Origin of the sequence: Streptomyces sp. NPDC048277 (assembly GCF_040652235.1) — a bacterium.
Taxonomy (GTDB): Bacteria; Actinomycetota; Actinomycetes; order Streptomycetales; family Streptomycetaceae; genus Streptomyces.
In genome coordinates, this window is record NZ_JBEZLQ010000006.1 from 245,418 (window position 1) to 259,487 (window position 14,070).

At 72.6% G+C, this 14,070-nt stretch carries 1 protein-coding gene; it reads right to left on the reverse strand.

The window, feature by feature from the left end; genetic code table 11:
• Window positions 1-17: 17 nt before the first annotated feature.
• On the reverse strand, window positions 18-14,009 hold the full coding sequence (locus tag AB0D85_RS16360; RefSeq protein ID WP_362319887.1) for a hypothetical protein: 13,992 nt from the start codon (window positions 14,007-14,009) through the stop codon (window positions 18-20).
• Window positions 14,010-14,070 lie beyond the last annotated feature (61 nt).

Here is a 14,070-nt window from a genome sequence, read left to right on the forward strand (position 1 = left end):
GATCGCCGCTGCCTTGATCACGGTGCCTGGTAATAGGTGGGATTGATGCTCGCACGGTAGGTACTGGTCAGGTACAGCGACTGGATCGACTTCTCGAAGATCTTGAAGGGTAGCTGGATCCAGAAGTCGGCGAAGCCCTGGCGGTGGAAGAGCCGGCTGCCGGCGCTCATCACGAAGACGTTCTTGACCAGTCCGGTGGTCGCGGCCGTGGTGACGGAGGCGGCGGCGTTGATCCCGCCCTCCCACACCGCGTCCCCGCCGTGCAGCTTCACGGTCTGCCCGTCGGCGTTGGTGACGCCCCAGACGGCCGCGTTCATACTGCCGTTGACCCAGCCGGACAGCGCGCTGCTGAACACACCGAACGAGTAGTCGTAGATGCCGCCGCGCCAGCGGGTCGGCGTCTCGTTGCCCGCCCACTCGTTGACCCAGGTCTTGTCGTGGTTGAGCGGACGCCGGGTCCACGGCTTGCCGCCGTCCACGTTGGCGATGCCCGCCTTGAACTTGCCGAGATTCTCGAACCCGAGGGCCCGGTTCTCGTGCACCGCGGTGCTCAGACCGGTCTTGATACCCGCGCCGACCGCCGCGTTCGCGAACGACTTGAGCGCGTCCTTGCCGGTGAACGGCTTGTTCTGGACGGCGGCCACGATCCCGTTGACGGCGAGGTTCGCACCGAACTCCAGGATGAACTCCTGACCGAACTCCAGCGCCGCCTTCTTGGCCACGCTCTTCCAGTACGGCTCGTAACGCGCCTCGCGCAGCGCCGCGTTGCCGTCCGGCAGGACGGTCCCCGACCAGGGCATGCGCTGGGCCTCACGGGTCGTACGGCCCCAGCCGCGGATCTCGGTGAGCGGACCGCGGAAGTCGTACTCGTTGCCCACCAGCCGCCAGGTGTTGAACGTGTCCCGCTCGAACACCAGCCCGTTGGCGGTGCGTTGGGCGATCAGATCACCGTTCCCGTTGTAGCGGTTCCACTGGCCGCGCCAGGCGTCGGTCTCCAGGAACCCCCCGCCGTCCGCCTTGCGTTCCCGGACCACAGCGCCGTGGTCGAACTCCTTCCAGACCGAACCGGCCGGGGTGTTCGGGGTGACCGCCGTGCTGTACGCCCGTACCCGCACCGGACCGCCGTTGTGCAGCGGCGTCTCGCGCAGCACGACGGGCGGTGCCTGACCGGGACCGCGCAGCTCGTCCCGGAAGTGCCGGGCGCCGTCCGTCCACCGGTCCTGCCAGGCACGGCCGTTCCACCAGCGGCGGACCTGGTCGCCGTTGCCCACGGCGATGGGAGTGCCGTTGCGTTCACGGGCACCGGCGTGCCAGGCGCCCTGGTTGTCGCGCCAGGCGTCGACATACCGGCCCGAGTCGAGCATGCGGCGTTCGCGCACCAGGTTCCCGTGGGCGTCGTAGTCCCGGTAGGAGTCGTCCCACGGGAGCCGGGAGTCGGTGGAACCGCGGAAGAACTCCCGCCGTCCGGACCCGACTTCGGCACCCTGGGCGTCGAACTCGCGCCAGGTCCAGCGGCCGGAGTCGGCGCGGCCGGAGCCCTGGACCACATGACCGGCGGTGCCGTCCGGGTTGGCATGGCTCTGCCCGACGAGATTGCCGTGCGGGTCGCGGTCGACCCACAGGCGGTCACCGGTGAACTCCCGGACGACCCCGCCGGGGCGGCCCTCCCGGGCCACCTGGAGGTTGCCCGCGTCCATGTGGACGTCCCGCCAGAGCACACCGTTCGGGTCGTTCTGAACCTGCACGCGGAAGCCCCGGCGGCCACCGGACTCCGACCAGGCGTGGGCGTTGCCACCGGCGGGCGGCTGGTGGACGGCCGGGTCCGGGACCTGGGCGTGGTCGCCGACCTTCAGGGTGCTGCCGTCGTGCAGCTTGCCGCTGAACCGTGCGAAACCGCCGTCGGCCGCCAGGTCGAGGGCGCTGCCGTCCATGCCGACGTACCGCACACCGGAGCCGCTCACGGTGCCGTCGCCGGCCTCCCTGCTCCAGGTGAACACCTGGTAGGTGTCGTCGCCCCGGACATGGGCGTATGGCGGCCGGGTGTGTTCGGCGCCGGCCAGCCAGCGGGTACGGACCCAGGTGGGCGGGCGCTGCTCGCGCCACCGGTCGGTGGTGAGGAAGCCGTCGCCGAACACCTCGTGCTTGCCGACCTCCTTGCCGTGCGGGGACTGCCGCTCCCAGGTGCCGCGCAGGGAGCCGTCCGCGTTCATGGCGTGCTCCTGGTACTGGCCGGCCCGCTCGGGCCACTCGGCCATGCCCCACTGCCGCTGGGCGAGGTCACCGCCCGCGGTGCGGTCGGTCCAGCCGCTGCCGACGTGCTCACGGGTCCGCGGACCCGAGGCGATCTCCGTGCCGGTGCCGTCGTAACGGTGCCAGGTCCAGGCGCCGTTGCCGTTGTCGACGCCCAGGGTGTGCCCGGCCCGGCCGTTGAACTTCTGCAGCCCGTCGCGGTACTCGCGCACCGTGCGGCCCCAGCCGTCGGTGTCGCGCCAGCCGGTGCCCGCCGTGTCGTAGTGCCGGCTGCCGGTGCCCACCGGAGTCCCGGTGTCGTCCCAGCGCACCCAGTGGGTACGGGGGTTGGTACGGGCGAAGGCGATCGTGTCGGTACGGCGGAAGGAGTCGACGACATCGCCGGCCGCACCCGGCAGCACCCGCCGCTCGAAGACCGGCACCTGCGTCCTGGTCGAGCCGAGCAGCCGGATCTGCCCGCGGGCGGCACCGGAGAGGTCGGCGGTGCCGTGGTGGAACGCACCCGCGGCCGTGGGAGCCCCGGCCCGGGTGGTCCGTCGCCAGGTACCGGCGTTGTGGTCGACGACGTACAGGAAGTCCGTGCGCCGTCCCTTGTCCAGCACGTTGAAGCCCTGCCGGACCGCGGCGCCGCCCGCGTCCAGCTCCAGGAACTCGCCGTGCCGCGGACTCGTGCGTCCGTTGAACTCGATGCGCGTGGTGCCCTGGGGCCGGTGTACGACGTCCCAGTGCGGGAGCCTGGTGCCCGCCGCGTCCTCCAGCCAGGCGCCGGGACGCGCGGCGGTCGGCGGCTCCATGACGAGGAAGCGTCCGCCCTGGCCCGCGGGCAGCGGTGAGCCGGTGGCCGTGACGGCGCCCTGGCCGTCGTACCGGGTGAAGGTCCGGTCGGACAGGGTGATCCGGTGGCCGCCGCCGGGCAACCCGACCCGGTCCCCGACGAACAGGCCGGTGTTCCGGTCGAAGAGCTCGTGGCCGCCACCCGGCAGCGCGATCTCGATCCGGCCGGCCGCATCGATGGTGACCGCGCGCGTCGGGTCCGGTGCGAAGCCGTCGTCGAGGCGGCGGGGGGCGTGGCCGCGCGGGCGGTCGAGATGTCCGGCCGGACCGCCGTCGCGTCCCGTCAGCCGCAGTCCGTCGCCGGCGAAGTCGCCGTTGGGCCCGAAGGTGTGGTGGCCGGTGGCGTGGACGGTGCGGAAGCCGCCGTTGCCCGGGAGGGCGGTGACCGCGTCGGGCAGCGGGTTGCCGTCGGCGTCCGTGAGGCGGTGGCCGCCCGCCCCGTCGGGTCCGGCGAACCGCCCGCCGCGCTGCCCGCCGGCCGGGTCCGCCAGCGCGGTCGAGGTGCCGGCCGGGCGGCCCTGCGGGTCGTGCAGCACGGAGTCGCCGGTGATGTCGTCGATGGTGCGCAGCCGGTTGCCGCCCACCTCCACGACCCGCTGCGGCAGCGGCTGCCCTGCCATGTCGGTGAGCCGGTGGCCGCCCGCGCCGTCCGGTACGGCGATCCGGCCGCCGCGCGCGTTCGCCGCCGGGTCGAACAGGGCCACGCCGGTGTCCTGGAAACGGCCGTCGACCGCGTACCGGGTGGTGACACCGGTCGTGTCGTCGGTGACCCGGAACCCGGCGCCGCCGGGCAGCTCGGTGACCGTCCCGGTCCCCCGGGTGCCGGCCGCGTCGGTGAGGGCGAAGCCGCCGGGGCCGTCGTCGGCCAGGAAGCGCTGCCCGCGCCCGCCCTGCGGGTCGGTGAGCGACACACCGGTCTCCTGGAGCCGGCCCTGGCCGTCATGACGCACGGACACGCCGGTCGTCCCGTCGGTGACCCTGACCCCGTTCCCGTCACCCAGGTCCTGGACGTGCCGGTCCAGGCGGTCGCCCGCGAGATCGGTGACATGGACGCCCGTGCCGTCGGCGACCCGGACCAGGTCGCCCTCGGCCGGGACGCCGTTCCGGCCGGTGAGCTGGACGCCCTCGTCGAGCCGGAGGCCCAGCGTGTCGACGCGGTGGGTGACGCCGGTGTCGAGGTGGGTGATCCGCGTCGTGTCGCCGGGCAGCGTGAAGGCGGTCAGACGGTCCGCGCCGGGGCCCTCGACGGTCACGGTCGCCGGACGGCCGTGACCGTCGAGATCCGTGTGCAGACGCAGGCCCGTAGGCTGCCCGCCGCCGTCGTACAGCGGGATGTCGTCGGCGATCCGGTGACCGTCCGCGGTGTACGTCGTGACGGTGTCCGACGCGGTGTGCCGCACGTCGAAGCCGCCGTCCTGTTGACGGGGGGTGACCGTGCGTCCCGGGTCCGGCTGCAGCTGCCCGTCGAGCACCCGCAGCGTCACCGCGCCGTTCTCGCCCACGCTGCGCTCGATGGTGAGGTGGTTCGGCCCGGACACACCGGAGTTGCTCAGCGCGATGTGGTTGACCGTGGCCGGGACGGAGTCGGGCAGCGTGTTCAATTTGCCCGCGCCCAGCGTCGCGCCGCGCCGGGTGGCCTCCACGTCGATCTCGTGGATCCGCGCCTCGATGTCGGTCGGACGGACGCCGATGTCCTCCAGCCTCTGGTACGCGGCGCGGAAGTTGTCCTGGGCGGCGATCAGTTCGTGGTTGAGCTGCACGTCGAAGGCGCTGACACCCTGCGAGGTGCTGGCTCCGCCCGGTCCACGGCGCAGTTCCTCGACCCGGTTCAGCTCCTGCCGGGCCGACGCGAGGTCGGTCCAGGCCTCGCGCAACGGCCGGCCCTCGCCGCCGAGGAACTCGTCGAGCTGGGCGGAATCCCCGGCCCACGGCGTCTCACCGCCCTGCTGCGCAGGCATGGCCCGGCCCTTGCCGCGGCCTTGGCCGGGCGGCGTGGTGATGGTGGTGTCGCCGTCTTGGAGGTGGGGTGTGGTGATGGTCGGGTCGCCGTCCTGGCGGTGGGGTGTGGTGATGGTCGGGTCGCCGTCATGGCGGAGGGGGGTGGTGACGGTCGTGTCGACGTCCTGGCGAAGGGGGGTGGTGACTGCGGTGTCGTCGCCCTGCCGGACGGGTGCCGCGGGGGTGGTGTCGCTGTCCAGTCGGACCGGTGCCGCGGGGGTCGTGTCGCCGTCCAGGCGGACCGGTGCGGGCGGAAGTGTGTCCCCGCCGTTCCTGACCGGTGCGGGCGGGGCGATGTCGAGGAGGTCCAGGGCGTCGGTCCGGCGCTGGGCCTGCTGGATCCGTTCGAGGCTGCCGAGCATGGTCTCGAGCCGGGTGCGCGTTTCCGGGCCGGTGCCGCCGGTCGCGAGGGCGGAACGAGTGCGGTCGGCCAGCCCGTTCGCGCCGCCGAACCGCCGGTAGTCGTCGAGCAGACGGTACGCGTCCGCCTCGGCCCGTACCTGGTGCAGGAGCCGTTCCACACCGGCCCTGCGCACCGACTCCGGACGGACCCCCAGGAAGTGCTCGGCGGCTCCGGCCAGGTTGTCGAGGGCCTCGGCCCGCCGAGCCAACTGGTCGGCGGGGACGCGGTGGAAGGCGGCCAGCGCGTCGTCGACATGGCGGATCTGCGACTCGGAGCGGATGCCGGTCGTGCGCCAGGTACTGCGCCGGAAGACGGCCCGGTCGAGGAGGTCGGGCGCGGCGGCCTGGTGACTGGTGCCGCCGGGCGCGGTCGTGCTCGGGGTGGTGTCGGTGTTCCGCCGCGGGGGCTGGAGCATGTCGTCGAGGACGGAGTCACCGAGCGGCCGCCCGGAGCCGCCGCGACCCGGCCGGCCGCTGTCGTTCGGGGACAGCGGCGCGGTGCCGCCGGTGTCGCTGTGGTGGGGCGCCGGCGTGTGGATGTCGCCGAAGTCGCGCACGACGGTGCCGGTTTCGGTGTCGGCGGTGTGCGGGGTGATCGGGTGCGTGTCCGCGGGGTGCGGCGTGATGGTGTGCGTGTCCGAGAGGTGCGGTGCGGTCGTGTCCGTGTCCGCGAGGTGGTGCGTGACGGTCTCGGTGTCGGCGAGGTGCGGTGTGGTCGTGTCGGTGTCCGCGAGGTGGGGCGCCGTCGTGTCGGTGTCGAGTGGGTGAGGGCGGAAGGAGTCCGTCTCCGTGAGGCGGGACGGTGTGGTGGTGTCCGTCAGGCGCGGGGGTGCTGCCGTCTCCGTGTCGGTCGGGTGCCCGATGGTCACGGGGTCGTCGATGCGCGGCGGTGGCGTGCCGGTGTCGATGCGGTGCGGTGCGGGGGAGTGGGTGTCGAAGGCGTGCGCCGTGGTGCCGTCCGAGGCGAGGGCCGGCGGCTTGGTCTCGGGGCCGAACGGAGCGTGTCCGAGGGGCGGTTGGCTGTGCGCCGGGCCCGCGAGGCCCTCGGTCACGGTGGACGTGGAGGGCACCGGCAGGTCGGTGTCGGGCTTTGCCGGCAGCAGCAGCCTGCGGCCGTCGGCGGTGAGGCGGAGACCCTCCGGTTCCCCCTGTACCAGCCCGGCCTTGTGCATGTGCTCGAACGCGGCCTTGAACTCGGTCTTGCCGAGACCGACCGCCGCCTTGGTGTGGGAGGGCCTGCTGGCGTTCTTGAGAACGCGGAAGCCGTCCGAGTGGCCGAGCGCCCGGGCCATCTGCTTCATGTCCTCGGTGATGCCGGGGATCGACGCCAGCGCGTGCTCGGCCCGCTGCGGCAGCTCGCTCAGGTCGACCGTGCCCGCGCCGGGGGCCGCCGTGGAGGTCCCGGCATCCGGGGTCTTGACGGCCGGGGCCTTGGCCGCCTTCGGCTCCGTCCTCAGCTGTGTGATGCGGTCGTCGATGTCGCCCAGGAGCTTCACACGCTCTCCGAGCAGCTTCTGCGCCATGTCCTTGCGCGGGCCGTCGGCGACGGCGTGGAACTCCCGCGTCAGGTCGACCGACTGCTCCGCGTGCGGTCGCGCCTTGTTGAGGTTGTAGCGGAGCCCCTTGTTGTTGCCGCTCTTGACGGCGTTGTCCGCCTGGCGCACCCGGTCGGACGCCTCGTCGAACGCCTTGCCCGCCGCCCGTGCGGCCGGGTCGACCGTGCCGTCGGCGAGATAGCGTCCGTCGCCGTCCTTGTCGTGGACTTCGAGGGGTTGCGGCCACTCGGTCCTGACGTCGCTCCCGTGCGGGTTGATGGGCAGTCCGGAACCGAACTTCGCCTCCGGCCGATACAGCTTGGAGATGACCGCGCCCAGTTCCTCCGGGCTCTTGGCGTCGGCGAGCAGCCGGAAGACGTCGTCCTTGAAGGTGCCGCCGATGAGGTGCACTTCGCGCACCACCGACAGGGAGAGCGCCTCCCGCACGTGCTCACCGTGGAAGACCTCCTGCTCGAAGGAGACCTGGCGGGTTCTCGTGCCGTTGTACGTGTACGTCCAGCGGCCGCGCTTGCCGACCTCGTCGAAGCCGTCGTCGTACTTCGCGCTGCGGACGACGTCGTCGCCGACCTTGAGCCGGCTCATCGTGTCACGGTCGAGCGGGTGCAGCTGGTCGTGCAGCGAGACCCAGCCGCCCCGCTCCTCGAGCACCTTCGCGTCGAAGACGAGGGTGGTCGGCCCGTACCGGGTCGCCATCGGCTTGTCGCCGACCTCCATACGGAAGAACACGAAGTCGTCGTTGCCGAGGTTGGAGGTGTTCTTCGCCGAGCTCTTGCCGGAGGCGAGGAACTTCATGCCCCGGCGGGCGAGGTCGCCCTGGGACGACATCACACCGCTGTTGGCGATGGCGTGGTAGGCCGGAGTGGCGTGCTTGATCCGGTAGGGCAGGTCCTGAAGCCTGTCCAGCAGCTGCTCGAACTGCGCGCGCTCCGTGGCCGGCATGTTCTTCAGCAGGTCGTCGACCTCGGTGCGCAGGTCCTTGATGTTCTTCTCGGAGAGCGCGCGCACGAACCCGTGCTGCTGGGACCGCGACAGCTTGTCGAAGTCCTGGAACTTGTCGAACACCTTCTGCCACTGTGCCTCGGTGCCGGGCAGCACGGCTTTCCACTGGGTTCCGGTGTGCACGTCCCCGAACGCCTGGTTCTCGCGGTAGCGCCGGACCAGAGCGGGCAGATCGCGCTGCACATGGGCCACCGAGGCGTCGGTGCCGAGGAAGCGCTCGAGGACGATGGAGTCGCCCGGCTTGGCGGCCTGGGCGGCCTCGTCGACCAGCTTGGCGAGGTGGTGGGCGACGGCGGCGACGGGACCGTGCTCGTTGCGCAGGGTGTAGCCGCCGCCGAACCGGGCGGCGTCGGTGACATGGCCCTGCAGTGCCGCGTCGAGTTCGGTGGCGGCCTTGTCGAGCTTGCCGGCCAGCTCCTTGAGTTCCGCCGGGGCCATCGAGCCCGCCTTGACGTGCCCTTCGAGGTCGTTGGCGAGCTGCTGCACATGGCGCGACTGGTCCTGGATCTCCTGGCCGGTCCTGATGAACTGGTCAGGGCGGGCCGAACCGTCGGCCGTGGCGCGGGTCCGGACGTCGAGCTCCAGCGCGTGGCTCTGCAGGGCCCGTGCCCGCCCGATGTCGCCCGCGCCCGCGAACTGGTCGACGAGCTGGTTCAGTTCACGCTGTGAGAGCCGGCTGTTGTCCAGCTCGTGCTGGAACGCGTCGTCCAGTTCGCGGGAGGTCTCCTTGAACTTCGTGTCCGCCTGGGTGAACTCGTCCTTCGCCTCCGCGATCTTGTCGGCGTCCTTGCCGGCCTGCGTCCGCTTGATCTCCGCCTGCTGCAGCTCCTGATGGGCCTTGGCCTGGTCGTTGAGGATCTCACCGAGCCGGCGGGGCGGCGGCGCGGCGGCGGCCGCGTTCGTCTCGCCGTGGACGGCGGGAGCGGGCGTCGCGGGCGTGGGTGTCGCGTCGCTCGCCGGGGTGGCCGTGCCGCCGGTCAGCCGGGGCCGTTCCTTCAGGCTGAGCTGGCGCAGGGCGGTGAGGTCGGCCTCCATGCGTACCGGGTCGATGCCGAGTTCGGACAACCGGTGGTGGGTGGCGTCGTACCGCTGCTGCGCCATGTCGACGTTCTCGCGGGCGCGGATCTCGTCGGGGCTGGGGCCACGGGAGCCGCCCGCGAGGCCGTGGTCGGGCAGCAGTTGCTCGGCGCGGCCCAGGTCGTAGCGGGCCTGCACATGATCCCGCCAGGCCTCGCGGCGGGCCTGGCGCAGCGGGTTGTCCACGTGGCCGAACAGCGCGTCGACCCGCTGGCCGTCCCGGAACCACGCCTGCTCGATCTCGGCCGGAGTGAGCCGCGCCCCGCGCCCCGGCAGCTCCTGGCCCCCGGCGTGCGGGGCGTCCGGCCGCGGCGCGGTCGTCGTGCCGGGGGTGGAGTGGGTCGGGCTCGGGACGGTCGTCTCGGCGTCGGGGGTGGTGTGGACCGTGGCGGGGACGGCGGTGTCCGTGTCGGGGTTGGTGTGGACCGTGGCCGGGACGGTCGTCTCCGTGTCGGGCGTGGCGTGGGTCGGGCCGGGGACCGCCGTCTCCGTGTCGGGTGTGCCGCGCGTCGGGCTCGGGACGGTCGTGTCCGCGTGGGTGGTGGGGCCGGTCGGGCGTGGGACCGTCGTCTCTGCGTGGGTCGTGGGGTGGACCGGGCTCGGCAGCTCCTTGCCCCATGACGTGGGTGTGGGCAGGGAGTTGAGCAGCTCGTTGTTGTGGAGCACATGGCCGCGCAGGTCGGCGGCGAGCTCGTTGAAGCCCGTTCCGCTCCACTCCTTGCTGAACGTGCGGGCACCGCCGGTCATCGTCACCGAGACGGCGTTGTCGTCCACCTTGTGGGTGACGGCGATGGTCATCTCGTCCGCGAAGCCCGGTCGGCTGACGGTGAACGTCTTCACATGCGGGCCGTCACCGCCCTCCCGTACGACCGCGTCGCCCAGGCCCTCCCAGCGGCGCACCGCGTCCTGCCCGAAGGCGCGGCCGAAGTCCTCGAACGCCTCGCCCGACGGCAGCCCTTGCCACTTCTCCTCGATGAGCTTCCCGAGCTGGCCGTCCGGAATCTGCTTGGCGCGCACCGGGACGATCGTGATGCCGTCCTCGACCCGGGCCGGTCCGGTGCGCTCGAGCCGGGTCGGGGAGAGGGTGATCTCCCACTGGTCCTGGTTGAGCGCGACCGCGTCGTCGGCGGCCCGCTCGTATCCCGGCGGGTAGGCCATGGCGACCTTGCCGTGGTCGGCCGGTACGTCGATCTCGAAGACGACCCGGTTGCTGTTGACGCCGTTCTTCGCCCACTCCGCCTGGAAGGCGCGGTTGTTGGAGGTCGAGGCGGGCAGCCGCTCCACGAACACGTCGGCCTGGGCCGCCCGCGGGTCCATGGACACGCCCCGCCACACGGTCATGCGCTGGTTGGGACCCTCGAACATCAGGTCGGTGGCGACCTTGTTGAACCGCTCGACCTTGCCGACCAGGCCCGGACTCGCCTCCAGGGCACTGGGGTTGACGAAGCCGCCGTACCCCTTCTTCGAGGTGAAGGCGCCGCCGATGACGCCCTGCATGAACAGCTTGACGTCGGTGTCGGCCGCGGCCGTGCCCATGTGGCCGCGGGCCGCGTGGGCGGCGGCGTCCCAGCTGTCCGCGGCCGCGCCGGTGAGCTCGGCCGGACGCGGGGGCAGGGCGACGTCCGCCGTCGCGGAGTGGAGGAGTTCGCCGGTGGACCGGTTGTAGACATGGCTGCCGGAGGACGAGGCGATCATGATCCGGTTGTCGCCGAGCAGCTTCGCCGGCCAGGTGCCCGTGCCGTCGGTCACGGCGCCGACGGACCTGCCCGCGACCTTGACGCTCACGCCGCCGAACGGTCCGTCGCCGAACCGCACGGTCTCCTCGGCGAGGCGGATGCCGCCCAGCCGCTTGAAGGTCCAGGTGTGCACGACGGTGCCGCCGACGGAGTCCAGCTGCTGTACGACGAAGCCCATGCCCTGCTTCTGGACGGAGTACAGGCCCGAGTCGACCGCGGTGCCGTGGAGTTCGGGGGTGCCGCCGCGCGGGGCCTTGACCGCCAGCTCGTGGTTGCCGGGGACCCTGATGACGTCGGCGTCCTGGAGGAGCTGGTGGAAGGGGACGCCGCCGTCGGCCGTGTGCGGCGCGGGCGCCGGGGTGTGCTGCCCGGCGAGCGGCGTGTGGGTCTCCGGCGGGGTCGGCGTGGTGTGCGGCGACAGGCTCTCCGGGGTGTGCCCGGAGGCACCCGAGGCCGAGCCGGCCAGGCCCTTGTCGGTGTCCGTATGGGCGGGGGTACCGGCGAGGGCGGGGGTGTCGGTCCCACGGGCGCTGCGACCGGTGTCGACGAGGCCGAGCGCGGAACGGCCGTGGTCACCGCCACCGGGGCCGCCCGGGTGCCCGGAGCCGCCGACGGGGGCGGGAGCCGACTCGTGCGTGCCGGGGTTGACCGTGACCCGGTCGGGGGTCGTGGAGGACCCGGGGCCGACCGTGAGCCGGTCGGGCGTGGCGGGGTGCACGGTCAGCCGGTCCGGTGTCGCCGGAGTGATCGTGAGCCGGTCCGACGCGCCGGGGCGGACGGTCAGCCCGTCCGACGCACCGGGGTTGACCGTCAGCCGGTCCGGCGTGCCCGGCGCCGGGCTCGGCGAGCCGTGCGGCAGTTGCTCCGGCGGGGTGCCGGGGCGCGGCGAGCCCGGGTGGTGGACCAGTTCGTCGAGGTGGAGCCGGGTCTGGTTGGCGTGCAGGGCGCTGGTGGTGCGGTCGGCGAGGGTGCTGCCGGTGCCGGGGGCCACGGGGGTGTTCGGTGTGTTGCGGTGGCCGCCCGCCAGCAGGTCGAACGCCGAAACGTTGGCGTCGACGGCGCCCGGCCCGCCGTGCCCGATCCCGGTCGGGGACGGGTGGGCCACCGTCGTCGGGCCGGTGAGCAGGCTGTTCGGGGCCGTCACGTCGTGCGGGGCCCCCGGCGCGGGGGACGAGTTGAGTGCGGTGTGCGCGAGGTTCGTGCCCGGCGTGCCGGTCAGCGTGGTGTGGACGGCGCCGAGGCCGGGGGTGCCGGGCGCGTGGACGGTGCCCACGCCCGGGTTGCCGGTGAACGCGGAGTGCAGGGTGCCCGCCGTCGGCGAGCCCGGCGTGGACAGGTCGCCGAGCGTGGCGGCCACCGGGGGCGGCGAGGCGTGGGTGCCGGTGAGGATCGAGGTGCCCGGTGCGTGCGTGCTGCCGTGCGCGCCGCCCGGCACCAGGACCTCGCCGGTGGCGGTGACGGCGTGCGGGGTCGCGGGCAGCCCGGTGAGCGTGGTGTGGGCGCCCCCGGAGACGGCCGTGACCGGGGTGTTGGTGATGCCGTGCGTGGCGCCGGGGACACCGGCCGACGCGGGCACATGGAGGCCGGACGCGGTGGTGATGGTCGGCGTGGCACCGACGCTCACCCCGACCGGCTCCGAACGCCCGCCCAGCGCCCCGAAGTTCTCCACGTGGACGTTGCCCAGCTGCACATGGGGCATGTCGACCAGCGCGTCCACCGTACGCGCCGCGTGGACACCGAAGTTGCCGCGGTGGGCGATCGCGCCCACGTCACCCAGGTTCAGGGTCGGCGGGCGCAGGGTCGAGGTGACGTCCAGATGCGTGCTGGGGATGTTGAGGTCGAGGTTGCGGATGCTGCTCTGCCCGGAACCCGTCCCGAACCGCACCTCGTTCAGCTGGATGCGCGGCATGTCGACGAGGGCGTCGACGGTGCGCGGGTCGACCGGGACCGAGCTGATCGTGCGGCCGACGGCACCGGTGATCGGGGCGCCGAAGACGTGCTGCCCGAGCACTCCGCGGTCGAAGAGGCTGATCCGCAGGGCGCGCGCGAAGCCGTACTCGCCGATCTCCGCCGCGTCCACCGGCAGGAAGATCCGCAGCCACTTGGTGCCGCCGAACTCCTGGCCCACCCATGTCTTGGTGGCCTGCCAGCCCCGGGAGAAGGTCTCGGGCAGTCCGCGGACGAACCCGGGGATCGCCTTGAAGCCCTGCACGATCGTCAGGCCGACGGAGTTGACGCCGTGGCTGATGATGTTGGGCAGGTTGTGGATGCCGTCCAGCACCCACAGGCCGCCCTTGTAGACCCAGGTGCTGCCGAGCCGGACCAGGTCCCTCAGCCCGAGCAGCAGGGTGGTGGGGCGGAACCCGTTGGTGAACAGGTTGCGCAGGGCCTGGAAGGTGCCCCGGGCGATGTTGGCGAAGCCCTTGGCGAAGGCCGTCGTACCGACACCCTTGATGATCTGGAAGATCGGCAGCGCCTTGGTGGTGGGCGCCAGGATGCCGAGCCCGGCGAGGAACAGGTCGAGGAAGCTGGCGTCACCGTTGGCGAAGTCGACGATCGTCTTGATGAAGAGGGTCAGGTTGACGCCGAGGGCGAGCAGCGCGATCGGGCCGCCGAAGATGAGGGCGGGCACGATCAGGATGATCGCCAGCCACTGGAACGCCTCCCAGAAGATCTGGCACTTGGAGATCGGCAGCTGGATGTTGGAGACGCCCGAGATGCTGCCCGCCGCCGTGGCGGCGCCCTCGCCGTGCTCGGTGCCGGCCTGCCGGGCCGTCGAGGCGTAGGTGTCCCGGTTCGGATCGTCCTCGGACAGCCCCCGGCCCGAGTTGAGGGCGCCGTCGGCGCGTGACTGGAGATCGACCAGCTTGTCCGCCCAGGTGGTCAGCGCGCTCGCCGCGGTCTCGAAGGACTGCGCCACGTCCTCGATGTGCCCGCGCAACCGGTCGTTGACCTTGTCCCGCAGGGCGTTGGCGGCCTCGCCGACGAAGACGCTGTCACCGGCGGTGTTCATCACCGCGTCGATCGCCGTGCTGATCCGCCGGGCTTCGGAGCCCAGGTTGTTGAGCTCGGTGGACAGGGTCCGGATCTGGTCGGGATCGCCCGGTGTGGGGTCGCCGTCGAGCCCGATCGCGTTCCAGTCGGTCGGGCGTGGCATACGAGTTCCTCCCGGAAGCTGCGGGGCTCGGGGCGGTCACTCCCCAACAGACCACGCCACA

Coding starts and splice junctions, on each gene's coding strand:
- AB0D85_RS16360 (WP_362319887.1), bottom strand. CDS start 14,009: ATGCCACGCCCGACCGACTGGAACGCGATCGGGCTCGACGGCGACCCC.